At 64.6% G+C, this 26,179-nt stretch carries 28 protein-coding genes and 1 pseudogene; 17 read left to right on the top strand and 12 right to left on the bottom strand.

Going from position 1 to position 26,179, the window contains the following annotated elements; all coding sequences use genetic code 11:
• Window position 1: 1 nt before the first annotated feature.
• From YP76_RS16900 to YP76_RS16925, 6 genes are all read left to right on the top strand, one after another.
• Window positions 2-1,501 (top strand): type II and III secretion system protein family protein, encoded by a 1,500-nt coding sequence (locus YP76_RS16900; RefSeq protein ID WP_046764757.1) that lies wholly within the window; start codon window positions 2-4, stop codon window positions 1,499-1,501.
• Between the two features lie 17 nt (window positions 1,502-1,518).
• Window positions 1,519-2,175, top strand: a complete 657-nt coding sequence (locus tag YP76_RS16905) for a CpaD family pilus assembly protein (protein ID WP_046764758.1) — start codon at window positions 1,519-1,521, stop codon at window positions 2,173-2,175.
• 1 nt (window position 2,176) lies between these two features.
• Window positions 2,177-3,457, top strand: coding sequence for a pilus assembly protein CpaE (locus YP76_RS16910; protein ID WP_046764759.1), 1,281 nt, complete (start codon window positions 2,177-2,179; stop codon window positions 3,455-3,457).
• A gap of 43 nt (window positions 3,458-3,500) precedes the next feature.
• Window positions 3,501-4,499, top strand: coding sequence for a type II secretion system F family protein (locus tag YP76_RS16915; RefSeq protein WP_046764760.1), 999 nt, complete (start codon window positions 3,501-3,503; stop codon window positions 4,497-4,499).
• 16 nt (window positions 4,500-4,515) lie between these two features.
• The gene (locus YP76_RS16920) at window positions 4,516-5,508 is read left to right on the top strand and encodes a type II secretion system F family protein (protein ID WP_046764761.1); all 993 of its coding nucleotides are present in this window, start codon (window positions 4,516-4,518) and stop codon (window positions 5,506-5,508) included.
• Between the two features lie 134 nt (window positions 5,509-5,642).
• The gene (locus YP76_RS16925) at window positions 5,643-6,074 is read left to right on the top strand and encodes a DUF2147 domain-containing protein (RefSeq protein WP_046764762.1); all 432 of its coding nucleotides are present in this window, start codon (window positions 5,643-5,645) and stop codon (window positions 6,072-6,074) included.
• Window positions 6,075-6,284: 210 nt separating this feature from the next.
• Here the strand turns inward: YP76_RS16925 and YP76_RS16930 are convergent.
• The 4 genes and pseudogenes from YP76_RS16930 to YP76_RS16945 all read right to left on the bottom strand — a co-directional run bounded on the left by YP76_RS16930 (window position 6,285) and on the right by YP76_RS16945 (window position 8,354).
• Window positions 6,285-6,976, bottom strand: a pseudogene (locus YP76_RS16930) (aspartate/glutamate racemase family protein).
• 36 nt (window positions 6,977-7,012) lie between these two features.
• A complete protein-coding gene (locus YP76_RS16935) occupies window positions 7,013-7,837 on the bottom strand; it encodes an NAD(P)(+) transhydrogenase (Re/Si-specific) subunit beta (RefSeq protein ID WP_084733221.1) in 825 nt (274 codons plus the stop codon).
• A complete protein-coding gene (locus tag YP76_RS16940) occupies window positions 7,837-8,103 on the bottom strand; it encodes a proton-translocating transhydrogenase family protein (protein WP_046764764.1) in 267 nt (88 codons plus the stop codon). Before YP76_RS16940 ends, YP76_RS16935 begins: the two co-directional genes overlap by 1 nt.
• Before the next feature lie 119 nt (window positions 8,104-8,222).
• Window positions 8,223-8,354, bottom strand: coding sequence for an aa3-type cytochrome c oxidase subunit IV (locus YP76_RS16945; protein ID WP_046764765.1), 132 nt, complete (start codon window positions 8,352-8,354; stop codon window positions 8,223-8,225).
• A gap of 149 nt (window positions 8,355-8,503) precedes the next feature.
• Between YP76_RS16945 and YP76_RS16950 the strand changes: the two genes are divergently transcribed.
• Both YP76_RS16950 and YP76_RS16955 read left to right on the top strand, forming a co-directional pair.
• Window positions 8,504-9,952 carry a sigma-54-dependent transcriptional regulator gene (locus YP76_RS16950; protein WP_046764766.1) on the top strand — a complete coding sequence of 483 codons (1,449 nt, stop codon included), beginning with the start codon at window positions 8,504-8,506 and terminating at the stop codon, window positions 9,950-9,952.
• A gap of 69 nt (window positions 9,953-10,021) precedes the next feature.
• Complete coding sequence (locus YP76_RS16955; protein WP_046764767.1) at window positions 10,022-10,657, top strand: hypothetical protein; 636 nt, start codon at window positions 10,022-10,024, stop codon at window positions 10,655-10,657.
• 120 nt (window positions 10,658-10,777) lie between these two features.
• On the opposite strand, the gene YP76_RS16960 is transcribed toward YP76_RS16955, so the two are convergent.
• From YP76_RS16960 to YP76_RS16970, 3 genes are all read right to left on the bottom strand, one after another.
• On the bottom strand, window positions 10,778-11,023 hold the full coding sequence (locus YP76_RS16960) for a hypothetical protein (RefSeq protein WP_046764768.1): 246 nt from the start codon (window positions 11,021-11,023) through the stop codon (window positions 10,778-10,780).
• A gap of 133 nt (window positions 11,024-11,156) precedes the next feature.
• Window positions 11,157-12,281, bottom strand: coding sequence for a dihydropteroate synthase (gene folP / locus YP76_RS16965; RefSeq protein WP_046764769.1), 1,125 nt, complete (start codon window positions 12,279-12,281; stop codon window positions 11,157-11,159).
• A gap of 49 nt (window positions 12,282-12,330) precedes the next feature.
• Window positions 12,331-13,455: a site-specific DNA-methyltransferase gene (locus YP76_RS16970; RefSeq protein ID WP_046764770.1), complete on the bottom strand. Its 1,125-nt coding sequence runs from the start codon at window positions 13,453-13,455 to the stop codon at window positions 12,331-12,333.
• 288 nt (window positions 13,456-13,743) lie between these two features.
• Here YP76_RS16970 and YP76_RS16975 point away from each other — a divergent pair, with 288 nt between their 5' ends.
• Window positions 13,744-14,085, top strand: coding sequence for an ArsR/SmtB family transcription factor (locus tag YP76_RS16975; RefSeq protein WP_046764771.1), 342 nt, complete (start codon window positions 13,744-13,746; stop codon window positions 14,083-14,085).
• Here the strand turns inward: YP76_RS16975 and YP76_RS16980 are convergent.
• The gene (locus YP76_RS16980) at window positions 14,082-14,867 is read right to left on the bottom strand and encodes a nucleotidyltransferase family protein (RefSeq protein ID WP_046764772.1); all 786 of its coding nucleotides are present in this window, start codon (window positions 14,865-14,867) and stop codon (window positions 14,082-14,084) included. The two genes, YP76_RS16975 and YP76_RS16980, sit on opposite strands and share 4 nt — an antisense overlap.
• Before the next feature lie 36 nt (window positions 14,868-14,903).
• Window positions 14,904-16,457, bottom strand: coding sequence for a M23 family metallopeptidase (locus tag YP76_RS16985; RefSeq protein WP_046764773.1), 1,554 nt, complete (start codon window positions 16,455-16,457; stop codon window positions 14,904-14,906).
• Between the two features lie 226 nt (window positions 16,458-16,683).
• On the opposite strand from YP76_RS16985, the gene YP76_RS16990 reads away from it, so the two are divergent.
• The 4 genes from YP76_RS16990 to YP76_RS17005 all read left to right on the top strand — a co-directional run bounded on the left by YP76_RS16990 (window position 16,684) and on the right by YP76_RS17005 (window position 20,934).
• The gene (locus tag YP76_RS16990; protein ID WP_408640448.1) at window positions 16,684-19,386 is read left to right on the top strand and encodes a helicase-related protein; all 2,703 of its coding nucleotides are present in this window, start codon (window positions 16,684-16,686) and stop codon (window positions 19,384-19,386) included.
• Window positions 19,379-19,675: an RNA-binding S4 domain-containing protein gene (locus YP76_RS16995; RefSeq protein ID WP_046764775.1), complete on the top strand. Its 297-nt coding sequence runs from the start codon at window positions 19,379-19,381 to the stop codon at window positions 19,673-19,675. The genes YP76_RS16990 and YP76_RS16995 overlap by 8 nt, the downstream gene beginning before the upstream one ends.
• Window positions 19,676-19,785: 110 nt before the next feature.
• The gene (fdxA, locus tag YP76_RS17000) at window positions 19,786-20,124 is read left to right on the top strand and encodes a ferredoxin FdxA (protein ID WP_046764776.1); all 339 of its coding nucleotides are present in this window, start codon (window positions 19,786-19,788) and stop codon (window positions 20,122-20,124) included.
• A gap of 282 nt (window positions 20,125-20,406) precedes the next feature.
• Window positions 20,407-20,934 (top strand): CarD family transcriptional regulator, encoded by a 528-nt coding sequence (locus YP76_RS17005; RefSeq protein WP_046764777.1) that lies wholly within the window; start codon window positions 20,407-20,409, stop codon window positions 20,932-20,934.
• Between the two features lie 117 nt (window positions 20,935-21,051).
• On the opposite strand, the gene YP76_RS17010 is transcribed toward YP76_RS17005, so the two are convergent.
• The gene (locus YP76_RS17010) at window positions 21,052-21,294 is read right to left on the bottom strand and encodes a hypothetical protein (RefSeq protein ID WP_046764778.1); all 243 of its coding nucleotides are present in this window, start codon (window positions 21,292-21,294) and stop codon (window positions 21,052-21,054) included.
• A gap of 67 nt (window positions 21,295-21,361) precedes the next feature.
• Window positions 21,362-21,832, bottom strand: a complete 471-nt coding sequence (locus tag YP76_RS17015; protein ID WP_046764779.1) for a hypothetical protein — start codon at window positions 21,830-21,832, stop codon at window positions 21,362-21,364.
• A 128-nt stretch (window positions 21,833-21,960) separates the two neighbouring features.
• Between YP76_RS17015 and betI the strand changes: the two genes are divergently transcribed.
• The 4 genes from betI to YP76_RS17035 all read left to right on the top strand — a co-directional run bounded on the left by betI (window position 21,961) and on the right by YP76_RS17035 (window position 25,514).
• Window positions 21,961-22,611 (top strand): transcriptional regulator BetI, encoded by a 651-nt coding sequence (gene betI / locus YP76_RS17020; RefSeq protein WP_052757469.1) that lies wholly within the window; start codon window positions 21,961-21,963, stop codon window positions 22,609-22,611.
• 119 nt (window positions 22,612-22,730) lie between these two features.
• Entirely contained in the window at window positions 22,731-23,294 is a 564-nt protein-coding gene (ahpC, locus tag YP76_RS17025; RefSeq protein ID WP_046764781.1) for an alkyl hydroperoxide reductase subunit C, read from the top strand.
• Window positions 23,295-23,461: 167 nt separating this feature from the next.
• On the top strand, window positions 23,462-25,054 hold the full coding sequence (ahpF, locus tag YP76_RS17030) for an alkyl hydroperoxide reductase subunit F (protein ID WP_046764782.1): 1,593 nt from the start codon (window positions 23,462-23,464) through the stop codon (window positions 25,052-25,054).
• Window positions 25,055-25,214: 160 nt separating this feature from the next.
• Complete coding sequence (locus YP76_RS17035) at window positions 25,215-25,514, top strand: hypothetical protein (RefSeq protein ID WP_046764783.1); 300 nt, start codon at window positions 25,215-25,217, stop codon at window positions 25,512-25,514.
• 3 nt (window positions 25,515-25,517) lie between these two features.
• Here the strand turns inward: YP76_RS17035 and YP76_RS17040 are convergent, their stop codons facing one another.
• Window positions 25,518-26,162, bottom strand: a complete 645-nt coding sequence (locus YP76_RS17040) for a L,D-transpeptidase family protein (RefSeq protein WP_046764784.1) — start codon at window positions 26,160-26,162, stop codon at window positions 25,518-25,520.
• Window positions 26,163-26,179: the final 17 nt, after the last annotated feature.

Consider the following 26,179-nt stretch of genomic DNA (forward strand, 5'->3'; position numbering starts at 1 on the left):
GATGAAGGGGTTCATAATCCACGCCGGCGCGGCCAGGCCGCTGCTCGGTCCGGCCATCGCGCTCGGCCTGGCGCTTGCCGCCGCCGCTGCGCCGACCACTGCGCTCAATGCGGCGCCCGCCTCGATGCAGGACAATGCGATCCTGATCTCGGTCGGCGGTACCAAGGTCATCAACCTGCCGGCCAAGATGTCGGACGTGGTGATCGGCGATCCCAATATCGTCGACGTCCATGTCCGCTCGCAGAACCAGCTCTATCTGATCGCGAAGGCGGCGGGCGAAACCACCGTCTTCGTCACGGCGACCAACGGCAAGGTTTTGTTCTCCGGCACGGTCAGGGTCGGCAACAACCTCACCAGCATCGATCAGATGCTGAAGCTGGCGATGCCGAACGCCGATATAGCGGTCAACAAGATGAACGGCATGGTCCTGCTGACCGGCACGATCGCCGCGCCGGAAGACGCGGCCGAGGCCGAACGGCTGACGCAGGCCTTCGTCGGCAAGGATGTGACGGTGGTCAGCCGCCTGCGCACCGCGACCCCGCTTCAGGTCATGCTCCAGGTCAAGATCGCCGAGGTGAGCAAGGATGTCGGTCACAAGATCGGCATGAACTGGAAATCGCAAGACTCCAGCGGAGGCAAGTGGGCGGGCGGTATCGGCGGCGGTACGCGCGATGCCCTCACCTTCAATGCCGGTGGAGGGGGTACATTCAACTTCACCGCAGATGGCGGTTACAGCATTGGCGGTGTCGCCCGCGTGCTGGGTCTGGATGTCGGCGCGGTGCTGGACCTCGCTGAATCGAGCGGCCTTGCCACCACCCTCGCCCAGCCCAATCTGACGTCGCTTTCCGGTGAAACCGCAAGCTTCCTGGCGGGCGGCGAATATCCCTACACCGTCAGCAACGGCACCCAGGGCAACAGCATCGAATTCAAGCAATATGGCGTGCAACTGGCCTTCACGCCGACCGTGCTGGCCGACGGCCGCATCTCGCTGCGTGTCCGTCCCACCGTGTCGAGCCTCGACTTCTCGGTCAGCTCCAGCGTTCCCGCGCTCAAGAGCCGTACCGCGGAAACCACGGTGGAACTGGGTTCGGGCCAGGCCTTCATGATCGCGGGCCTGCTCAACAACGATGCCGCGAACAACATCAGCAAGGTCCCCGGCCTCGGGAATCTGCCGATCCTGGGCAGCCTGTTCAAGTCGCGCAATTTCCAGCGCCATGAAACGGAACTGGTGATCGTCGTCACCCCCTATCTGGTGAAGCCGATCAACGCTTCGGACGTGCGCCTACCGACCGACGGCTTCCGCAACGCGAATGAAGGCCAGGGCCTGTTCCTGCAACAGGGCCATGACGGCGTCAGCGGCGTGCGAGCTCCCATGCCACGCCGCGGGTCCGACGGTCCGGCGCCTGCGCCCGGTCCGCAATCCTCGGCCGCGTTGCCGCCCCTGGCCGCCCGCGATACCGGCAAGCGTTCCAAGGACGCCGCGCCGGGCTTCAGCTTCTGATCCGAAGGACGAAAGACATGACTTTTGAGGCCCGCAAAACTATCTTTCGCCTCAGCGCTCTCGCCCTGATGGCGCTGCCGCTTGCTGCATGCCAGACCGACGGGGGCGCCAATCGCGGCGTCCAGTCGGTACACCAGCCGGTCGTCAGCCACACCGCCTTCACCTATGATGTCCAGGCCGGCCCGGACGGCGGTATGACCATCTCCGAGGCCCGCCGCCTGGACGACTGGTTCGTCTCCATCGGCCTTGGCTATGGTGATCAGGTCGCGATCGCGACCGACGCCGCCGGCGCCAGCCCCGCCCTTCGCGAAGGCATTGCCGATGTCGTCGCACGCCATGGCATGTTGGTGGCGGAGGACAGCTCGGCCGCTGCAGGCACCGCGCCGCAGGGCGCCGTCCGTCTGATCGTGCGCCGCGCCGTCGCCCGCGTGCCAGGCTGCCCCGACTGGTCGGACAAGCCGGAAACCGACCAGCAACTGGGCGCATCGACCAATTTCGGCTGCGGCGTGAACGGCACCCTCGCTGCAATGATCGCCAATCCGGAGGATCTGGTCCGCGGCCAGACCACCGACAGCGACCTGCGCACGGCAACCTCGAACCGCGCCATTTCCACCTATCGCGAAAAGGCGCCCACCGGCTCCGGCGACCTCAAGACCCTGTCGGGAGGCAAATAAGATGAACGCACCCTGGAGACCCGGCGCAACCGGTCAGCGCGACCCCTTCCACGCTTTCGTCTGCGACGATCACAGCTTCGACCTGCTGCGCGTCGTGGCGGCCGAAATGGGCTGGGCGCCTGAAAAGGTGAACAAGGGCGGCATGCGCAATGCGGTGCAAAGCCTGTCGGTCACCGCCTCGCCGCAGATCCTGTTCATCGACATGTCGGAAAGCGGCGATCCGCTGGGCGACATCAACAGCCTGGCCGAAGTGTGCGAACCCGGCACGGTCGTCATCGCGGCGGGCCAGGTCAATGATGTGCGCCTCTATCGCGACCTGCTGGCCAGCGGCATTCAGGATTATCTGCTCAAGCCCTTCGGCGCCGACCAGTTGCGCGACGCGCTGGCGCAGGCGCAGGCGGTGTTCTTCGCGCCCCGCGATGCCGCGCCCGAACATCCGCACATGACCACAGCCGTCATAGGCACGCGCGGCGGCGTCGGTGCGTCCAGTCTCGCCACATCGCTCGCCTGGCTGCTCAGTGAAAAGAAGAAGCGCTCGACCGCGCTGCTCGATCTCGACGTCCATTTCGGCACCAATGCGCTGGCGATGGACCTGGAGCCGGGCCGCGGCCTGACCGACGCCATCGAAAATCCCAGCCGCATCGACGGCCTCTTCATCGAACGCGCCATGGTCCGCGCCAGCGACAATCTGGCGATCCTGTCGGCCGAGGCGCCGATCAGCCAGCCGATGCTGACCGATGGCGGCGCCTTCTACCAGTTGCTGGAGGAATTCCGCGCCGCCTTCGAATGCAGCATCATCGACCTGCCGCGCGGCATGCTGATCCAGCATCCGCATCTGATGAGCGACGTGAACGTGGCCGTGGTCGTCACCGAACTGACGCTGGCGGCGGCGCGCGATTCGATCCGCATTCTCTCATGGCTCAAGACCAACGCGCCGCAGACGCGCGTGCTGGTCGTCGCCAACCGCGTCCATGCCGGCATGCCGGAAATCAGCCGCAAGGATTTCGAACAGTCGATCGAGCGCAAGGTCGACATCCTCATCCCCTTCGACCTCAAGGTGGCGGCGCAGTCGGCGAAGCTCGGCAAGACGCTCGCTGAAACGGCCAAGGGCAGCAAGGTCGGCGCGGGTTGCGCCGCACTGCTCGACGCCGTGCTGGGCGCGGCGGAAGAGAGCGAGGCCGACAACAATGCGCCCCCCGCCAAGAAGGGCGATTCCCTGCTCGGCAAGATCACCGATCTCAAGAGCATGATCCCCTCGCGCAAGGCCAAGACTTCGGCGTGAACTGACGGCCATCAATGGAAGCGGATTTGGAGCAGACAGGCAGATGAACGGCAATATGATCCTGATAGCGGTGCTGCTCGCGGTCATGCTGGGCCTGGTCGTCATGGCCTTTTCCGGCCCGTCGCCGGAAAAGGCGCAGAAGCGCCGCATCGACCTGATCCGCGGCCGGCACAGCGATTCCACCGACGCGATCCTGGAAGCGCGCATGCGCAAGGCGATCTCCAATCGCCCCACCGGCACCGAATCCACCATGTTGGTGTCGTTGGTGCCCAATCCGGAAAATCTGGCGAAGCGCATCCGCATGACCGGCAAGAAATGGACGGTCAGCCAATATATGACCGCTTGCTCGGTCATCTTCCTGCTGCTCTGCGCGCTGCTGATGCTGCGTGGCTTCCCGCCGCTCTTCGCGGTGATGCTGGGGCTCGCCGTCGGTCTTGCCCTGCCGCATATGTGGGTAAGCCGCCTCATCAAGGGCCGTATCCAGAAGTTCAACGCCAAATTCCCTGACGCGCTGGAACTGCTGACGCGCGGCCTGCGCTCGGGCCTTCCCATCGCCGAGACTCTGAACGTCGTGTCCAGCGAAGTTCCGGGGCCGGTGGGCGAGGAATTCAAGCTGATCACCGAACGCATCAAGATCGGCAAGACCATGGACCAGGCGCTTCAGGAAACCGCCGATCGCCTCGGCACGCCGGAATTCCAGTTCTTCGTCATCAGCCTGGCGATCCAGCGCGAGACGGGCGGCAACCTCGCTGAAACCCTGTCCAACCTGGCCACCGTGCTGCGCCAGCGATCGCAGATGAAGCTCAAGATCCGCGCCATGTCCTCGGAATCGAAGGCGTCCGCCTATATCATCGGCGTGCTGCCGTTCCTGGTCTTCGGCCTGATCTGCTATATCAACTACAACTATATGTCGCCCTTCTTCACGCCCGATCCGGCAGGGGTATTCGGCCTTTCGACCATGCAGGTCATCGGCATCGGCGGCATGTGCTGGATGGCGATCGGCGCCTTCATCATGGCACAGATGATCAACTTCGAGATCTGACGAGGAAGCCGACCAGATGGAAAATGTTCCCGTCCCCGCCGGCACCCTGTTCGGTCTGACCGCCACCGATTTCGGCACGCTGCTCGCCGCGCTGGCGACGCTGGCGACCCTCTTCGCGCTCTATGCGGTGATGACCGTGCGCGATCCCATGGCCAAGCGCGTCAAGGCGCTCAACGAACGGCGCGAACAGTTGAAGGCGGGCATCACCGCCTCCACGGGCCGCCGCCGCGCCAAGCTGATGCAGAAGAATCAGACGACGGACCGGATGCGGTCCTTCCTCTCCAGCCTCAAGGTGTTGCAGGACGACCAGCTCAAGGATGCGCAGATCAAGCTGGCGCAGGCGGGCATCCGGTCGAAGGACTGGGCCGTCGCGGTGATCTTCGGCCGCCTGATCCTGCCGATCGTGGTCGGCGGCCTGGCCGCGCTGCTGCTCTATGTCGTGGGCATCTACCCCGAATGGGGCGGCGCCAAGCGCTTCATGGCGTTCGCCGCCGCGCTGCTATTGGCTTACAAGGCACCCGACATATTCATCGACAACAAGATCGCCAAGCGATCCGCCGCGATCCGCAAAGGCTTGCCCGACGCGCTCGACCTGCTGGTGATCTGCGCCGAGGCGGGCCTGACTGTCGACGCCGCCTTCAGCCGCGTCGCCCGCGAACTGGGCAAGGCCTATCCCGAACTGGGCGACGAATTCCACCTGACGGCGATCGAACTCAGCTTCCTCACCGAACGGCGCATGGCGTTCGAGAACCTCGCCACCCGCGTCAAGCTGGACGCTGTGAAAGGCGTGGTCACGACCATGATCCAGACGGAGAAATACGGCACCCCGCTCGCCTCGGCATTGCGCGTGCTGTCCGCCGAATTCCGTCACGAACGCATGATGCGCGCCGAGGAAAAGGCCGCGCGCCTGCCCGCGATCATGACAGTGCCGCTGATTCTCTTCATCCTGCCGACTCTGTTCGTGGTCATTTTGGGCCCGGCCGCCTGTTCGATCAGCAAGGCCTTCTAAAAAAATTGAGAGAGGCGAAGGGACGCTGCCGTAGCGTCCCTTCGGAATCGGCCGGAACTCGGTGATTTTCGGCCTTGGCGGGGCGCCCGCTCCTGCCCTATCTCCTGCTGTAAAGACGCAATTTGGAGAGGTCCATGGTCGCCATCACCCGCATCGCCGCCCGCGCCGCGCTGTTCATCCTGCCCCTGGCTGCGGCCCTGCCCGCCGAGGCCGCGCAGCCCATCACCGGCCGTTGGGCCACGGTCGACGGCAAGGCCATCGTCCAGATCGCGCCCTGCGGCAAGACGCTCTGCGGCCGCATCGAAAAGATCGTGAAGCCCACCCCCGGCCGTCCGCAGACCGACATCAAGAACCCCGACCCGGCACTGCGCAGCAAGCCGCTGGCGGGACTGGCGCTGCTCACCGGGTTCCAGGATGCAGGGGACCTGTGGAAGGGGTCGATCTACGACCCGGAAAGCGGCAAGACCTATAACAGCAAGGTCAGCCGCAACGGCGACGGCACGCTCAAGGTGCAGGGCTGCATCATGTTCTTCTGCAAGACCCAGACCTGGACGCCGCTGCGATAGACATTGCCGTTATGGGTGGTTTCCCGCCTCTGGTCCGTCATCCCAGCTGTCGCCGGAATGACGGATGTTGTTGGCGCCCGCCCCTGGCCAAAACAGGCTCTTGAGCATCGTGCGCAAAAGTGGGAACCGGTTTTGCGCTTAAAGCGATGCGACAACAAAAGCTGAGAGCGGGCGGCTCGCGTACGATTTAACGCCGCGCGCTCTAGGTGTTTAGTCCCCCAAAATCACATCCACGCCGGCGCGGGCATGGATGCTGGTGCCATCATAGATCGGCAGCACATTCGCCTTCACGTCGACGATCATCTCCAGTTCGGTGCAGGCCAGGATCGCCGCCTGTACATGCTCCTTGGCGATGTCGGTCAGTTCCGACTTCATATAGCGTTCGGACTCGCGGCTGACCTTGCCGATGGTCAGCTCGTCATAGACGATCCTGTCGATCCGCTCGGCCAGTTCCATGTCGGGCGGCAGAAGCGATATGCCGTGGGCCACCAGCCGCTGGCGGTAGAATTTCTCGGTCATCACATTGCGCGTACCGATCAGCGCTGCCTTTTCGATGCCGTCGGCCTGCATCTTTCGTCCCACCGCCTCGGCGATGTTGATGATCGGAATGTCGACCCCCGCCTGCACCTCGTCATAGACGCGATGCATGCTGTTGGCACAGATCAGCAGCGCCGCCGCCCCCCCTGCTCCAGCCGCCGCGCAGAAGCCGTCAAGACTTCGGCCGCGTGAGCCCATTCCTCGTCCGTGGTGGAACGGCCGATATCCGCGAAATCCAGGCTCTCGATCAGCAGCGGGGCGCTATGTTGCCCGCCACGGGCGCGATAGACGGCCTGATTGATGATCTGATAATAGCGCGCCGTCGACGTCCAGCTAAGACCGCCTATCAGACCGAGCTTCTTCATGAATCCGCCTACCCCAATGCTTCCTTCCGCAAAGCGTTAGGGACGCGCCCCCCCCTCGGCAAGCCCCTTCCTGTCCGCTCCACCGCAAAGACGAAGCGCGAAGAGACCGCCCGCAGCGCCCGCAAGTCCTCCGGCAACGGCCATTCCGATATTTTCCAGTAGATAGGCCAGGACAGCGACGGCCCAGCCAGAAAGACCACCGACCAGCGCCGCGGCAGGCCCCATCCTTGCGCCCATGGTCCATTTCGCCAGCCCCCATCCGGCCAGCAACGCGACTCCGGCCAAGGGAAGCAACCGGTCGGTCGTGGGCGACGCGACGAAGGCTAAAACCGCCCCGCAAGTGCCCGCCAGCATCGCCCCGGTGAAAAACGGCGCGCCCGGCCGCCCCTTGCCTCGCCGCCCCATCCTGCACCACAATATCGCCGCCGCGCCCGCACAGGCCATCGCGCCAAGAGCGACCCCAACCCCAATGGCTGCCGCATCGTCAGCGAACCACTGGTCCGTCATCTCGTCCAGCAAGCCGAAAGCGCGCGGATTGCGCCAGGCAGCCACGCCGACGAACATCGCCGCGAGCCCCGTCTGCCCGATCAAACCGATCAGCAATGCCGGAATCGCCGCCCGCGGCATGCCCCGTCCCAGCACCAGCCCGACCGCCCCGCCCATGATCAGCGCCGCGAAGATCTGCGGCATGGACATGACATCATGGCTGTAGAGCGTCACCGCGCCGATCACCGTCATGCCCGCCATCATCAGATGCGCGCCCCGCCGCAGCCCGCCGCCGAACGACGCCGGCAGCGCCAGCCCGAACAGCAGCGCCGCCATCGACCAACCGGCGAGGACCGTCGGATTCGCGCCCTCCATCACGGCCCCGGCGCGTCCATCCGCCCGGCAGCGGCACAGCCGCCACACAGTCCCGCGCTGCCCGCCGCGATGGCCAGCAGCCCCAGTATCCGCACCGCCGCACTGCCCGCCTCCGCCGCGACGATCAACCCGCCGACCAGTATCGCGGACGACAGCAGTTGTAGCATCGCTACCAATGTCCAGCCATCCTCCGGCCGCGCTCGCCAGGCGATGGCGAAGCCCAAGAGCGAGGCAGCAGAAAAGCAAATGAGGAGGAACAGGGTCATCTGTTCCTCCTCATTGCAGGAAGCCGCCGATGGTCAAGCCCGCCGGGCCGGACGAGGCTGTCGCGACATTCGAAGCAGCGCTCCTCCAAGGTCACGCCGCCCGGCCGGTCGCCTACCCGTCAGTGTCCGTGAGCGATCAGCACCACGACCAGGGCTGCCACGAGCGCCGAGGCAATCGTGCCCCATTTCATGAGGGACAGGAATCCCGCATAGGTCTGGTTCGCGCTTTCGATATTCCCTTCAGAAGCCATGCCCGGCTCTCCTCCACCTGTTGCCGGCCCTCTCTTATCGTCAAGCCTTGCCCCCTCAAGCCGGGACGAACAAGAAAATCTTTCCGGTTAAGCCGCTTTTTACCCCTTCTCACTACCATGGCGGACAGGTTCGCAAATAAGGGGGTAGAATGGCGCGCGACGGCGTTCCCATGCTGATGTTGATCGATGACGAGCCGGCACAGCGCAGGTTGGTGTCCGCCCTGGCCGCCCGCGCGGGCTGGCGCACGATCTTCGCCAATGACGGCGACATGGCGATCGCCACGCTCGGCACGCAGGACGGGATGCGGCTTGACGCCGTGATCCTCGACCAATGGAGCCCCAGCTATGAGCCGACCGGCCTGATCCGCGAGTTACGCGCGCGCCGCCCGGCTTTGCCGATCCTGATCCTGACCGCCCACAACAATGTCGCCGTCGCGGTCGATGCGATGCGTGCTGGAGCCACAGACTATCTCGCCAAGCCGATCGCGCCCGAACGGTTGCTCGCCGCGCTCAACGCGACGCTGAACGGCGAACATGGCAAGGGCGAGTTGCGCCCGCTGACCGAAAAGATTTCCGCCGCCCTTTCCTTCGAGGATGTGGTCGGCGCCGCCCCCCAATTCCGCGCCGCGCTCGCCATCGCGGCCAAGGCCGCCCGCGCCCGCGTCCCCGTCCTGATCGAGGGCGAAAGCGGCGTCGGCAAGGATGTGATCGCCCGCGCCATCCACGCCGCCTCCCCCCGGCACAAGCAGAATATGGTGACGGTCAATTGCGGCGCCATTCCCGCCAACCTCGTCGAATCCGACCTGTTCGGTCATGAGCGCGGTGCCTTCACCGGCGCCTTCGACCGGCAGGTGGGCAAGTTCGTCGCCGCCGACATGGGCACCATCTTCCTCGACGAAGTCAGCGAAATGCCACTCGACGCGCAGGTGAAGCTGCTGCGCGTGTTGCAGGATGGCGAGGTCCAGCCGATCGGCGCGCGCCGTCCGATCCATGTCGACGTCCGCGTCATCGCCGCCACCAACAAGCGGCTGCATGACGAGATAGAGGCGGGACGCTTCCGGGAGGATCTTTATTACCGCCTCAACGTCGTGCAGCTCACCATCCCTCCCTTGCGCGAGCGGCTGGGCGACGTGCCGGCCCTCTGCCGCCATCTGCTCGCACGCATCGCCACCCAGCCGGGACTGCGCGGCCTGGGCCTGACCGACGATGCGCTGGCGCTGCTGATGCAGCATGACTGGCCGGGTAATGTCCGCCAGTTGCAGAACGCGCTGTTCCGCGCTGCCGTGCTTTGCGAGGGCGATGCGCTGACGGCGCAGGATTTCCCGCAGATCGCCGCCCATCTCAACGGACGTGCCCATGGCGATGCGTCCCATGGCAGGCTGCGCGCCGTGCCACAGGCGCATCGCGAGGCAGCCGGCATCACCCTGTTCGAAGGCGACGGCCATGTCCGTCAGCTTGCCGAGATCGAGGCCGACGTCATCCGCCTGGCCATCGGCCATTATCGCGGACGCATGACCGAAGTGGCCCGGCGCCTGGGGATCGGCCGCTCGACCCTCTATCGCAAGCTGGCCGAACTGGGGATCGACAGCGCGGCATAAGCCCATCCCGTCGTTCAAGTGGCGGTTCCGGCGTTGAAATGTCGCGGCGGCTATGCTTTGGGAGAAGGCATGAAGATCGCCTCCCTCGCCATCGCCTCGCCCCTCCTGTTGCTGGTCGCCTGTGGTCGGGCGGAGCCGGTGGAAGACCTGCCCAGCCAGGACGAACTGGCCAACGCCGCCAATGTCGCTGCGGCCGCCGCGATGGCCAAGGCGAAGAGCGACACCCCCGCGTCCCGCAATTATGTGAATGTGGAGCGGGGCTTTTCCATCACCTTCCCCGAAGGCTGGGAAAAGGACGCGTCTTCCAGCAATGCCGACGGCGTGGTCTATCAGGACCCCGGCGCGGGCGCGGATGTCCGGATCGTCTGGCAGAAGAAGGACGGCGATCGGACGCTGCAACAGATCGTCGGAACCGTAAACGAGGGCTCCGAAGGGGTCAGCGGTGATTTCATCGGCGACAATGAATATCGCGGCACAGCCAATGACGGCGAGGGCAATAATGTCGCGCTGCGCATGATCAGACAGGCCGACGGTTCGATCGTCACCGCCAGCTTCGTCTATCCCGAAATGCTGAGCGAGCAATATTCGGCCATGGCGGAAAGGACGCTCGACAGCCTGCACGTCTTCGCGCCCAAGACGCAGACGCCCGAAGGCACGGCCCCGGAAGCCGCCGCCCCTGCTCCCGCCAACACCGCAACGCCCTGATGCGCCCGCACCCTCCTATGTGAAGGAGGACGAGATACGCGTGCCGCCATTCTTTCCGCGCATGGCGGCAGGCAAGCATTTAATGGAATCGATTGGCCCTGAGCCGTTGATAGCGCGCCATCAGGCCGCCACAGCACCCTCATGGCAGCCAAAGGCCATCCGCGCCGCGTTGATCATCTGCACATGGGCGTCGCTGCCGCGTGCCACGTCGAGCCAGTCCTGACCCGTGGTCGCACCATGGCTGTCCTGCCATATTTTCGAGGCAACGGAGTCGATTTCGGCATCGGTGGGGCTGCGCTCTTCCGCGATGCATTGGATCAGCAGGGAATGGAAAAGCTTTGCCGAAAAGGGCTGCATGGTTGCCATGGGACATCCTCTCCATTTGGATGCGATTTTTCTCGCATTCCGTAGGGGAAGCTGGTCATCCTGCCGAGTCGAGTCAACGCACCCAAAACTTTTCATGCCACTGCGACAAAAATGACGCAGCTTCGTTTCAGGATCAGACCGAACTTAGTCCCACGTCCACCAGACCCCGCCAAAGGTGCAACGCCTGGACGCTTTCCCTGACATCATGCACTCGCACCATCTGCGCGCCCAGCTCCGCCGCGCGGAAGGCCAGCGCCACCGATCCACCCAGCCTGTCCGGCGCGGGCGCCTCGTTGGAGAGGGCACCGATCAGCCGTTTGCGGCTCCCCGCGAACAGCAGCGGCACGCCCAGCCCCTGGAAGGTCGCCAGGCCGTTCACCAACGCCAGATTGTCGGCCAGCGACTTGCCGAAGCCCAGCCCCGGATCGACCATGATCTTCTCGCGCGGAATACCGGCCGCCAGGCAAGCCTCCACCCGCGCCTCCAGATGGTCGAACACATCGGCCACGACATCGCCATAGCCGCCAGGATTTTCATGCGGATCGTCCCCGGCGGATGGGGCGTGCATCAGGATCACCGGGCATCCCGCAGCGACAGCGACCTCCATCGCCCGCGGATCGTGCATCAACGCGCTCACATCGTTGACGACATGCGCCCCGGCGGCCAGCGCGGCCTCCATCACCGCCGCCTTGCGCGTGTCGATGGACATGGCGATGCCCGCCGCCGCCAACCGTTCGATCACCGGCACCACGCGCGCGATCTCATCCCCTTCCCACAGGCGCGGCGCCTTGGGCCGGGTCGATTCCCCACCGACATCGATCAGCGCCGCCCCCGCCGCCGCCATGGCAAAGCCCGCATCGGCCGCCGCCTGCGGGTCGTCCATATGCCTGCCGCCGTCGGAAAAGCTGTCCGGCGTGATGTTGAGGATCGCCATCACCTGCGGCGCGTCGAAACGGATGGTCCGCTCCCCCAGCGCCAGCGGCTGCCGCTGGGCGGAGATATGGCCGGCAAGCCGCTGCGCCCGCTCCGCCAGGGGATCGGGCAAGCCCGCCACCGCCTCGGCAAAGCCCGCGACCGGCACCGTCACCCGCGCCACCCGCTGACCGTCCTTGCGCGCGGTCAGCTCATAGCCCTGAAACCACAGCAGGCCGTTCGCCATCCGTGCCGACGACCCATCCGGTAGGCCGATGGGCGAAGGCACGAACCATGTGGGGCGCAGATAAAGCCGCGCATCGGCGGGAATGGAGGAGAATGTCATGCCCGCCCTCTAATCCTCTCAGACCGCACCTGTCGACCCGCGGCCCGGATTACGGCTCGTTCGCCAGCAAATAGGTCTGGCGCAACGTATCGATCGGCTTCAACGCCCCATCGGCCTCATGATGCCAGAAGGTCCAGCCATTGCAGCTCGGCGCCCCTTGCAGCGTCGCGCCCATCTTGTGGATCGACCCCGTATCCGCCCCGACGCTGAGCGAACCGTCCGCCCGCACCACCGCCTGCCAGCGCCGCTTGGCGTCGGTCAGCACGGAACCGGGCTGCAAATAGCCCGTCTCGACCAGCGTGCCGAAGGCCACCTTGGGCTGCTGCCGCGCGGTCTGCATGATGGTGAGCGATGATTCATCCAGCGGCAACGCCGCCTCGATCCGCTCCAGCGCGACCTCGATATAATCGTCCTCGCGCTCGATGCCGATCCACTTGCGGCCCAGGCGCTTGGCGACCGCGCCCGTCGTGCCGGTGCCGAAAAAGGGATCGAGCACCACATCGCCCGGCTTGGTGCAGGCCAGCATCACGCGATAGAGCAGCGCCTCGGGCTTCTGCGTCGGATGCGCCTTGGTGCCGTTGCGCTTCAGCCGCTCCTGCCCGCCGCAGATCGGCAGCACCCAGTCGGAGCGCATCTGCAACTCGTCGTTCAGCGTCTTCATCGCCTTGTAGTTGAAGGTGTATTTCGCGTCCTCGCCCTGGCTCGCCCAGATCAGCGTCTCATGCGCATTGGTGAAGCGCGTACCCTTGAAATTCGGCATGGGGTTGGACTTGCGCCAGATGATGTCGTTGAGGATCCAGAAGCCCTCATCCTGCAACGCCGTGCCGACGCGGAAGATATTATGGTAGCTGCCGATCACCCAGATTGAGCCGTTCGGCTTCAGGATGCGGCGCGCCTCGCGCAGCCAGGCCTTGGTGAAGCGGTCATAGCTGCCCAGCGTATCGAACTTGTCCCAATCATTGTCGACCGCATCGACGCGGCTGCCCTCGGGCCGGAACAGGTCGCCGCCCAGTTGAAGATTATAGGGCGGATCGGCGAAGATCATGTCGATGCAGGCGTCCGGCAGCTTCGCCATTTCGGAGATGCAATCGCCCCGCAGCAGGCGGTCGGCCTCGATCGAGACCGGCGCAACCGCCTTTTTCCGCCGCGGTGCGACGCGTTCCATGACACCCATTTAAGTGACCCCCTTCGTTCTGAGGCCCAGCGATGAGTCCTCGAGAGTCCGCCGTCAAGATCAGCTACTTAGCACAAGAGCCTCAGAAAATGGTTAACACGCGCCGGAACGAACCGGGTAGCCACGACATATTGAGCCAAGCGCGACTCGCCGGACTCAAGATGAAGTAGTGTGACTCAAAAGACTCAGGAGGAAAGGCCGGGAAAGTTTTTTTGGTTAACGCCGCCTCGGCAGCGAAAAACGGCCCTTCGCTTGACCATTTCATAACCATCTGATTATGAGAAGCCGATGACGACACATATTTTGAAGGGGGATCGCTCGGCCTCCTGCGACGAGCTTTTCAAGGCCCTGTCCGACGGCACCCGGCGCACGCTGCTCGAATATCTGGTGCGCGAGGGCGAGCAGAGCGTCCATGCCCTGACCGCCATTTCCGGCGTATCGCAGCCCATGGTGTCGCGCCACCTCGGCAAGCTGAAACGCGCCAGCCTCGTGACGGCCCGCAGGGCAGGCCGGGAAACCTATTATACCGCCCGGGCCAAGGGCCTTGCCCCGGTGGTGCAATGGATGGCCGTCTATGGCGCGCTCTGGTCCCAGCGCTTCACCGCGCTGGAAGAGCTGGACGGCTACTAAGCCAGAATCCGCTCGATCAGTACCACATCGTCCGGCTTGTCGGCATCGATACAGGCTTCCGCCTTGTCCATCGCCACCAGCCGGGCGGACAGGCCGAAGCGCCGCCCCACCCGCGCGATCCCACCGCGTAGCGTGGAAATCCGCAGCACCGCCCCCAGCAAGGCCAAGGGTCCGAAGGCGGACAATATCTTCCACCCCTTCTTCCTGTCCTGTTCCACCTCCTGCCACAAAGCGATCACCGGCCGCGCCTTCGCGCTCCCGAACCAGAAGATGTTCGCCCCCGACCACCAGCCGTCCCGAAACTTCAGCCAGGTCCGCCGCGAGTCCGGATAGCGCGCCAGCAATATCCTGCGCTCCACCATCGCCACGGCAATGTCGGCACCCGAAGCCTCCCGCACCATCTGGTCCAGCATCGCCCCGTCCAGCAGCACATGGTCGGCCGTCGTCATCAGCAGCGGAAAGGGCAAATCCGCCCGGTCCAGCAAAGCCATCAGCGAGGAAGCAATCCCGCCCCCGCTCGTCTCAAACCGCACCCTGGGATGCTCCGCCAGCCAGGCCGTGGCCGGATCTCCCGCAAACAGCTCCGGCGCCTGCGTCAGGACAATCACCCGCCCGATCGCCGGATGCGCCAACAAGGCGCGCGCCGGATGGTTGATCATCGGCTCGCCGCCAACCGGCACCAGCGGCTTCACCGCCACGCCCGCGGCCACTGCCAACGGATCGGTGCCGGGCCGCGAACCGGCGAGCAGAATGGCGGTGATGTTGGAAGGCGTCGCGCTCATGGCCGCCCGTTAGCGGAGCCGGTCACGCAGGCAAAGCTATTTCCCGGTCGCCGCGGGCACCGCATTCGGCGTCGCACCTGGGGCCGGCCGTTTTTGCGCCACCTGCACCGGCAATCCGATGCGCAGGCTCTTCAATTGCACCAGCCGCGCCCGGAACGCCGCCAGTTCCCGCCCGGCAAGCTGCGCGGTGGTGGTGAAACGCACCGACAGCGGATTGACCACCTGCCCGTTGCGATAGAGTTCATAATGCAGATGCGGTCCGGTCGACAGGCCGGTCGAACCGACATAGCCGATCACCTGTCCCTGCCGCACCCGCTGCCCCGGCGCCGCAGCGATCCGGCTCATATGCGCATAGCCGGTGGCCAGGCCGTTGCCATGTTCCAGCCGTACATAATTGCCATGCCCGCCATGCCGCCCGGCATAAGACACCACCCCGTCGGTCACGGCATAGATGGGCGAGCCGTAGGATGCCGCGAAATCGATGCCGGCATGCATGCGCGTATAGCCCAGGATCGGGTGCCGCCGCATGCCGAAGCTGGACGACATGCGCCCAGCCACGGGCGACGACAGCACGCCGCGCCGCTCGCCCACGCCCGACGCCTCGAACCACTGGGTCCGCCCGTCCTGCGACCATTTCAGCATGTCGATGCCACGTCCGCTCGCCCTGTGCAGGCCGGCGAACAGCAAATCGCCTACCTCCACGTCGCCCGTGTCGGCCCGATGATATTCGGTGATGATGTCATAGCGGTCACCCGCGGAAACCGATCCAAGATCGATCTGCTGCGCCACCACACGCAGGAAGCTCTGGATCGCCTTGGGCGGCGCCCCAGCGGCCCGCGCCGAATGATAGAGGCTCTCGCCCACCACGCCCTGGATGCGCAGTGGCGTGTCGTCTACATGGATGGCCGTCCGCTGCACCTGCAACACTCCGCCGACCCGCGACACTTCTATCCCCAGGTCCAGTCGTGCCCGGAACGCCAGCCTGTCCAGCGGGCGCGGCATGTCCCGGCTCGCCCGGCGGCCCAACACGATGTCCAGCGGCGTCCCCGGTTTCAGTCCGTTGCTGGTATCGCCCGCCACCAGGCTCGTCACCGTTGCCACATCGCGGCCGCTGACCCCTGCCCGCGCCAGCGCACGACCCAGCGAATCGCTTCCGCCGATCTGCGCGCGCAATTCGATCTGCGGCCGCTCCGGCGTCTCGCGCAGCGGCTGCACCGCGTCCGTCGGCCCCATGCGCCGGCCGCTGTCCGCGCCCATGGCGAGCGGCATGATCATCTGGCTGCGCACTTCGTCAAACTGTGTGGACGCCAGTAAAGGCTGCGGTTCACCGGGCAGCGCATGGAAACCGGGCGAGAGGTAAAGTGCCGCCGCGCACAGCCCGAAACAGGTCGCAAGGCCCCGGAACCAGGTGAAACTTCCCACCCGCTGGCCAAGGTCGGGGACAAGCTCCACATCCTCGGCCCAGTCGCGCAGCTTCTCTCGCCAGCCACGCTGATCCTCGACCGGCCCGGCATGGCGGATGGAGTCAGTCAACCACAAGGACGCGGAAGCGCCTCCCTGCTGGGCATTGATCTGACTGCCATGAAACACGGAAAAAACAGGCCCCCGGGGCAAATCGCCACGACCCCCGCCGCGCGTTCATCAGCGATTTTGTAAAAGCACAAGGTTAAAGTCAAATAAACGCGGCTTTTTTAACCCTTTTTCTGCGGTCGGACGTGCCCGACGACCGACCGGCGGTCCGAAATGGGGCACTCCGCCGATTTACCCGGCCTTTGCCCTTGCCCTTATCCGATCCATGCCCGACATAGCGGGGGTCATGGCCCTATTCGCCCGCTCACCCATCACAGCCGTGCTGGGCCCCACCAACACCGGCAAGACCCACCTCGCGGTCGAACGCATGTGCGGCCATTCCTCCGGGATGATGGGCTTTCCGCTGCGCCTGCTGGCACGCGAGGTCTATGACCGGGTGGTCGGCATGAAGGGCGCCAACCAGGTCGCGCTCATCACCGGCGAGGAGAAGATCGTCCCACCCGGCGCCCGCTATTTCCTCTGCACGGCGGAATCGATGCCCATCAGCGTAGGCCAGCAGGCCGGAGCTGCACAACACAGCGGCGGGGGCCGTGAATCTGCGCAAGAGGGCCTCAAGGACTATGCCTTCGTCGCCCTCGATGAAGCCCAACTCGGCTCGGACCCGGAACGGGGCCATGTCTTCACCGACCGGCTGCTGCGCGCCCGAGGCCGCGAGGAAACCATGATCCTCGGCTCGGCCAGCATCAGCCGCGTGGTGAAGACGCTCGTCCCCGACGCCGAGATCATCGGCCGCCCGCGCTTTTCCACCCTATCCTATGCGGGCGCGAAAAAGCTCTCCCGCCTGCCCAAGCGTTCCGCCATCGTCGCCTTCTCCGCCGAGGAGGTCTATGCGGTGGCCGAAATGCTCCGCCGCTTCCGGGGCGGAGCGGCGGTGGTGATGGGCGCGCTGTCCCCCCGCACCCGCAACGCGCAGGTACAGATGTTCCTGAACGGCGAGGTCGATTATCTGGTCGCCACCGACGCCATCGGCATGGGCCTCAACCTCGACGTCGCCCATGTCGCCTTCGCCTCGCTGCGCAAGTTCGACGGCCGCCGCACCCGCCGCCTCACCGTCAGCGAAATGGCACAGATTGCGGGTCGCGCCGGGCGCCATCATAAGGACGGCACCTTCGGCAGCCTGGGCCATGAAGATGGCGATGCCGCCTTTACCCCCGAAGAGATCGAAGCGATCGAGGCGCACCGCTTCCCTCCGGTCGATCAGCTTTTCTGGCGCGACGGCACTCCGCGTACCGACCGGCTCGACCATCTCCTCTTCGACCTGGAGCAGAAGCCGGAGCGCCCGGAACTGCGCGCGGCGCCCGAGGCGGTCGATCTCGCCGTCCTCAAACGGCTCGCCGATGACCCGCTCGTCATCGAGCGCGTCAGGGGCCAGAAACAGGTCGAACGCCTCTGGGCCGCCTGCGGCCTGCCCGATTTCCAGAAGCTCGGCGCCGAACATCATGCCCGCACCGTCGGCCGGATCTGGCGTTTCCTTTCGGAGGGAACGGGCCACATTCCCCGTGACTGGTTCGCCCAGCAAATCGCGCGACTCGATTCGGTGCAGGGCGACATCGACACCCTGTCCGGACGGATCGCCGCGACGCGCACCTGGTCCTACATCGCCCATCGCGCCGACTGGCTCGCCCATCCCGCGGAAATGGCGGAGCGCACGCGGGCTTTGGAGGAAAAGCTGTCCGATGCCCTCCACGCCGCGTTGACACAGCGTTTTGTCGACCGCCGCACCACGGTTCTGCTAAGGGATATCGGCCAGAGCGCGGCCAATCTGCCGGTCGAAATAGAGCAGGATGGGACAGTCTGCGTCGATGGCGAGACGATCGGGCGACTTGACGGATTTCGTTTCTCGGTCGATCCCGCTACCCGGCATCAGGACAGGAAGATGCTGTTGGCGGCCGCTGAACGGCGCCTTGGAAGGATATTGCGAGTGAAGGCTGAAGAATTACTGGGCGCACCCGATACTGATTTCGCGCTCATGGACGAGGCAGGACAGGCCCCCGGCATAAGCTGGCAGGGCAATGCGGTGGCCACGCTGCATGGCGGCGCCACGCTGCTGACCCCGGAAATCCGGCTGGATCGCGCGCTTCTGACGCTGGGTCAGGATGTGCAGAAGCAGATCGGCGCCCGCTTGACGGCATGGTTCGACACGCAGAAGGAAAAGCATCTCCTGCCGCTGACCAAGATGGTCGCCAGTTCGCAGGATGCCGAAGTTCCCGCCGTCGTCCGCGCCGTTTTTGCCCAGCTCGCCGATGCGGGCGGCCTGATCGCCCGCACAGACCTCGATTCGGCGCTCGGCCATCTCGACAAGGACCAGCGGCATCTGCTGCGTCGCGCCGGGATCGATATCGGCGTGCTCGACATCTACCATCCGGGCCTTTTGAAGCCCGGTTCGGCCCGCTGGCGCGCAGCCCTGCTCGCCGCGCGGATCGCCAAGCCCTGCCTCCCCCTCCCCGGCCCCGGACTGACCCTGATCCCCGCGGGCGAAAAGCCTGACCAGATGGGCGCCCGCATCGCCGGTTTCCGGGGTTTCGGCGAACAGATGCTGCGCATCGACATGGCCGAACGCATGGCCCGCACCGCGCATGAGGCGATTGCGAAGAACGAAGCCTTTACCGCCCAAAGCCCCCAGATCGTCTCGCTCGGCCTGTCGGAGGAGGCATTCCTGCAACTGATGCGCCTTGCCGGTTTCCGCCCCATCGAAGCCCCCGAGGAAGGGGGCCCCAACTGGGTCTTCCGCGGCCGTCAGAAACTCCGACCGCACCACCATCAGCAGAACCGCGACAAACGTGGTCCCGGCCAGGGCAAGGCACAGCACCCGTCCCAGGGCAAGCCGCGCGGTGACCGGGCACCCCGCCCCGCCGCCTCGTCCGGCCCCGCGCCCGCCGGCAACCATGCCTTTGCGGGTCTCGCCGAATTGCTGGGCCGCAATGGCTGACGCGGGCACGGCCTCGGTCCACGGACCAAGCCTGCGCATCGACAAGTTCCTCTGGTTCGCGCGGCTCGCCAAAAGCCGCTCGACCGCGCAGAAACTGGCGGAGGACGGTCATATCCGCCTGAACGGCCGCCGCATCGAACGGGCGCACGCCCCGGTGCGCGCGGGCGACCTCATCACCTTCCCCCATCCCAGCGGTGTTCGCGTCGTCCGCGTGATGCAGCTCCCCCACCGCAGAGGTCCCGCCCCGGAGGCGCAGACCTGCTATGAGGAGCTGACCGTCGGGGCCTGAAGCCGCCAATCCAAGCACGGCCATCAGCAGCGCAAAAATATCCTCATTGACCTTCCGGGCGACCGCGCATAGCAGGGCGCCGATCGTTTCCATACCAAGAGTGCTGACCCATGACCTACGTCGTGACCGATAACTGCATCCGCTGCAAATATATGGATTGCGTCGAGGTTTGCCCCGTGGACTGTTTCTACGAGGGGGAGAACATGCTGGTCATCAATCCCAATGAGTGCATCGACTGCGGCGTGTGCGAACCGGAATGCCCGGCCGAGGCGATCCTGCCCGACACCGAGAACGGCCTGGAGAAATGGCTGGAGCTCAACACCAAATTCTCCGCCGAATGGCCCAACATCACGGTCAAGGGCGAAGCCCCCGCCGACGCCGACGCCATGAAGGGCGTCGAAAACAAGCTGGAGCAGTTCTTCTCGCCCGAACCCGGCACCGGAAGCTGATCTGACGCGGCGCAGCGCGGCCCGCCTCTGGGCTGCGAATGGCACCCCGAAAACCAGCTATTGCGTTTTATTTCCCGGTCCACTCCCGGATTTTGTGTCCAGGGGTGGCAATTTTGTTACGAATCTGCTAAACAGGCGCCAACAGGTGGACATGGTCGCGTCCGCTACGGAGACAAATGCCTGATGACTTGATGGTGGCGCCGTATCCCCCTCGGCTCGTGCGTCCTTTCGCACCTGCAACGCGAATGCCACCGCTCCCCCGAAGACATGGAAAGGTTTCAAATGGCTGCCAAGGCGCTGTCCTTTGACGTTGGTGATTATGTTGTTTACCCCAAACATGGCGTTGGCCGCGTCATAGAGCTGCAGAAGGAGCAGATTGCGGGCATGGAACTGGAGCTGTACGTGCTCCGCTTCGAAAAGGAGCGCATGACGCTTCGCGTGCCCACAAACAAGGCCGAAGGCGTGGGCATGCGCAAGCTGTCGTCCAACAAGACGCTCGAGGAAGCGGTCGAGACGCTCAAGGGCAAGCCCAAGGTGAAGCGCACCATGTGGTCGCGCCGTGCCCAGGAATATGAAGCGAAGATCAATTCGGGCGACCTGGTGTCGATCGCCGAGGTGACCCGTGACCTGTTCCGCGCTGACGATCAGCCGGAGCAGAGCTATTCGGAACGGCAGATTTTCGAGGCCGCCTCCAGCCGTCTCGCCCGCGAACTCGCGGCGATGGAAGAGACGGACGAGCCGAACGCGCTCAAGAAGATCCTGCGCATCCTCAACGAAGCCGCACCCAAGCATGCGAAGGTGGAAGGCTGACGGGATTTGGGCGTGCTGGTAACGGCAGGCCAATCCCAAAAAGGGCGTCCCGACAGGGACGCCCTTTTTGCATGATCCTCGACAGCCGGCGTCACCGGCCCGGATTTTGCCATATTGTCACTGATTCTTCGCCGCCCCGGCTGCATCCTTTGCCGCATCGCCGATATCGCTCGCGGCCTGGCCGACCTGTGATGCGGCGCCTTCGACGGCGCTATCCTTCTGGGTCTGACTGGTGATCAGGAAGAAAGCGGCAATCGCCACCACAACCACCAACAAGAGAACGGCTACCATGGTGCCGCCGCCGCCACGCTTTTCAATGACCGTCGTGGTCGCCGCCGGACGCTCCTGATAATCCGCCATATAATCCTCCTCTCGTTTTGCCGCCCGCCTCATCAATGCACAGACAGGCGAGCGGGTTCCTCGCGCATCAGCGGCAATATCCCTCCCGTCCCGGCACGACGATCAGACAGTCCTTCCGCCCTGCCAGATATTTGAAGCCGGTTTCGCTCCCGATTCCCGGACGGATCGTCAGGTCCCGGCCGTCACGCACAAAACGGATGTCGGTTCCCTCGGCCACGCCGCCATAATCGCCTTGGCGGTCCAGATTATCCTTGTTGGTGATCGCATAATGGCCCGGTTTGCCGTCGGGCGAGAGCTGGATGTCGAGGAACAGTCCCTCCGGCCCGTTCCACCGTCCGATCCAATCGTCCGTGGGCAGGCCCGTCACTTCGTTGGTTCCCACAGTTACCGCATCGGGTTCGTCGATCGCCTCCACACCGGGCGCCGCCGAAACGGCATTGTCCACCGCCGCCTTGTCATCGCTCTTGGCGCAGCCACCCAAGCTGTGGAACAACAGCATCGCCGGAAAGAGGGCACACGCACGATTCCTGCGCTTCATCCACATTTCTCCTTGCATTTATCACGCCGAACGGCTGAACGCGGCTATTCGATCCTTCTTTCCATGCAGGGGACGGACGGCTTGCCAGCCAGTCCGATGGGGAGCAGGGTAATGGGCGGGGAAAGATGATGGAGCAAAAGATAGAGGGGCGCCCCGAAAGGGCGCGATTTGTGCGCGAATCCGCCGATGTGCGGCGGCAGGCCTTGATCGAGGCGACGGCACGTTGTCTGGCCGAAAAGGGCGTGGGCGGCACCTCCGTCCGCGTGATCTGCGCCTATGCCGGGGTGTCGGCGGGCCTGCTCACCCATTATTTCGACGGCGTCGATGCCCTGATCCTCGCTACCTATCGCGACGTCGGCGAAAAGGTCGGTGCCGCCATGGAACGGGCGGTGGCAGAGGCCGGACCCGACCCACGCGATCGCCTCTGGGCCTATTTGCGCGCCAATTTCCAGCCGCCGGTGCTGGATCCCAACCTGCTGGCCACCTGGATTTCCTTCTGGAGTCTCAACAAGACCAACCCGGCCATCGCGGCCACCCATGCCGAAACCTATGGTAGCGTGCGGGAGCATCTGGAAGTGCTGCTGCGCGAGGCAGCGCCTCAGATTCCGCGCCCTGACGCACGCATCGCGGCGATCGGCCTGACGGCGATGGTCGATGGGCTGTGGCTGGAACTGTGCCTAGATTCATCCACCTTCACCATCCAGGAAGCGCTGGGCATGGTGGAGGAAGCGATGAACTATGTCCTCAGCAAGCCGAGAAACGGGTCGATCGATCAATAAGCGGCCCACTTATCGGTTTTATCAATCAACATTGGTAATAAAACCAATTTCCCCTGAATCGTCATCCTCCCTAGGTAGGTCGGGCACACAGCAACCCGTTAAAAGGAACTGGAAAGCCCATGGCTCTTATCAATACGACCATCAAGCCGTTCACCGCCACCGCATATAAGGAAGGCAAGTTTGTCGACGTCACCGACGCCGATGTGAAGGGCAAGTGGGCCGTCTTCTTCTTCTATCCCGCCGATTTCACCTTCGTCTGCCCGACGGAGCTGGAGGATCTGGCCGACATCTACCCGACGCTTCAGAAGCTGAACGTCGAGGTCTACTCGGTGTCGACCGATACGCATTTCAGCCACAAGGCCTGGCACGACACCTCGCCGGCGATCGGCAAGATCAACTATTTCATGCTGGGCGATCAGTCGGGCACCATCACCAACAATTTCGACGTGATGCGTCCGGGCGTCGGCCTGGCTGACCGCGCCACCTTCCTGGTCGATCCCGAAGGCGTGATCCAGTTCATGGAAATCACGTCGGAAGGCGTCGGCCGCAACGCGACCGAACTGCTCCGCAAGGTGAAGGCTGCGCAATATGTCGCCGCCAACCCCGGCGAAGTCTGCCCGGCCAAGTGGGAAGAAGGCGAAGCCACGCTGGCTCCCTCGCTCGACCTCGTCGGCAAGATCTAAAGACCTGAAACGGCGCTCCGCCGGGCCGGGTCGAGGCACACTCCCCGGCCCGGCGGGGTTTTATGCAAGAATTTCATATTATCTGTCAGCCGGGTGTTCGGGTCGCACCTTCCCGGCGCTTGACAAGCCGCGCCCCGGATCGGCGCGCCCAACCCACGGAGAACAAGATGTTGGACGCAAATCTCAAGGGTCAGCTCAAGGCCTATATGGCAAACATCACCCAGCCGATCGAGTTGGTAGCGTCGCTGGACGACGGCGCGAAAAGCCGTGAACTCAAAACGCTGATCGATGAAATCGCCGAACTGTCGGACAAGGTGTCCGTGACGACCGGCCCAAACACAGACAGCAACAAGCGTGTCCCCAGTTTCATGATCCGCCGCACCGGCACGGACATCGGCGTGACTTTCGCCGGCCTGCCCATGGGTCATGAATTCACCTCCCTCGTCCTCGCCCTGCTCCAGGTCGGCGGCCACCCTTCGAAGGCGGCGCAGGACCTGATCCAGCAGATCAAGGACATTGACGGCAACTTCGCCTTCGAAACCTATTTCTCGCTGTCGTGCCAGAACTGCCCCGACGTGGTGCAGGCGCTGAACCTGATGGCCGTCCTCAACCCCCGCATCAGCCATACCGCCATCGATGGGGCGCTGTTCAAGGAAGAGGTCGACGCCCGCAAGGTCATGGCCGTACCCACCGTCTTCCTGAACGGCGAACCCTTCGCCAGCGGCCGGATGGAACTGGAACAGATCGTCGCGAAGATCGACAGCGGCGCGGCAGCCCGCGCGGCCGAGAAGATCAAGGCCCAGGACCCGTTCGAGGTGCTGGTGGTCGGCGGCGGCCCTGCTGGCGCGGCGGCGGCGATCTATGCGGCGCGCAAGGGCATCCGCACCGGCGTCGCGGCGGAGCGGTTCGGCGGCCAGGTGCTCGACACCATGGACATCGAGAATTTCATCTCGGTCAGCCGCACCGAAGGCCCCAAGCTCGCCAGCGCCCTCGAAGCGCATGTAAAGGATTATGATGTCGAGATCATGAACCTTCAGAAGGCCGCGAAGCTGATCCCGGCGAAGGTCGAGGGCGGCTATCATGAGGTCGTGCTGGAAAACGGCGCGAGCTTGAAGGGCAAGACCGTCATCCTCTCCACCGGCGCCCGCTGGCGGCAGATGGGCGTGCCGGGCGAGGACGACTATCGCAACAAGGGCGTCGCCTACTGCCCGCATTGCGACGGTCCGCTGTTCAAGGGCAAGCGCGTGGCGGTGATCGGCGGCGGCAATAGCGGCGTGGAGGCTGCGATCGACCTGGCCGGCATCGTCGCCCATGTGACGCTGATCGAGTTCGACAGCCAGCTCCGCGCCGACGCCGTGCTCCAGCGCAAGCTCGCCAGCCTGCCGAATGTCAGGATCATCACCTCGGCCCTCACGACCAAAGTGAACGGCAATGGCGAACGCGTCACGGGCCTCAGTTATCAGGACCGCAACAGCGGCACGGAGCATAATGTCGAACTGGAGGGAATTTTCGTGCAGATCGGCCTCGTCCCGAATACCGAATGGCTGAAGGACGCGATCGCCCTCTCCCCTCGCGGCGAGATCGAGATCGACGCGCGCGGCGAAACCAGCCAGCCCGGCATCTTCGCGGCAGGCGATTGCACGACCGTGCCCTACAAGCAGATCGTGATCGCCATGGGCGCAGGCTCCACGGCGGCGCTCTCCGCCTTCGATTACATCATCCGCCTCCCCGCGGCCGAGGAAACCGCGCAAGCGGCCTGATCATCCGGGCCACAGAATCGCAAGGGCGGCTGGTTCCAAAGGGGACCTGCCGCCCTTTTCATAGGCAAGTCACGAAAAAGACACGATATTGTAAGGTTAATATCTTTTTCACCACGATCAGCGATTCTCAAAGGCATCAATTACGCTAGCAGGTGTCGTCATGGCGCTATGTGCCTATCGCAATCCGGAATGGCTGTCGGCGGTCTACGCCATGGTGGATGAAGTCTGCATCCAGGACGGCGCCCTGCCGCCCGGCACCATCGGCACCCTGGCCCGCCTCATCGACACGGCGGACGGCGATCGTTCCACCGACAGCTTCATTCCTCGCGCCCAGGCCATGCTGCTCACTATCCATCGCCTGCGCGCGTCCCTCACTCAAACGGATTGCCAGGCCGCTGCGATCCGCGGCGAACTCCGCCAGATGTGCAACGACTGGATCCGGTCCGCCCGCTTCTGCTGATGCCTATCGCCGCATCAACCGCAACCGGAAGATTCCCGGATCGACCTCCAGCATCGGCGCCATAATCGCTCCCTCCGTCCGCTGCGCCAGAAGCATGGGGGCGGCCTTCGGCGCAAAGGTCACGATGGCGCTCCCCGGATCGCCCACCACCAGTGCGTCCACCATCAGCACAGGACTGAGGCGATCCGGTGTCACGCTGACCAGGGTTCCGACCTGCGTCATTCCGAACAGCCTGCGCGCAAAGGCATGGGGTAGCCGAATGCAACCATGGCTCGCCGGATAGCCCGGATTGTGCCCCGCGTGCAGCGCGATCCCGTCCCAGGTCAGCCGCTGCATGAAGGGCATGGGCGCGTTCGAATAGATGTTCGACCGATGCCATTCGCGCTTCTGCAATATCGGGAACTCCCCGGTCGGCGTGCGGTGCCCCTTCATCCCGGTCGAGACGCTGGCGACCCCGATCAGCCGGTCGCCGTCATAGACGTGCACCGTCTGCCGCTCGATGCTGATCACCAGATAGAGCGGTCCGGCAAAGGGCCCCTCCTCCATCCAACGATAGCTCCCCGGCGCGACGGGTCCCTCTTCCGCCAGCACTGGCGGCGTCAGCAACAGGCAGGCAAACAGCCCGAGAAGGAGGTGGACAAAGGACATATACGCTTTTTTAACCA

The sequence above is a fragment of the Sphingobium chungbukense genome, from assembly GCF_001005725.1.
Classification (GTDB): Bacteria; Pseudomonadota; Alphaproteobacteria; order Sphingomonadales; family Sphingomonadaceae; genus Sphingobium; species Sphingobium chungbukense.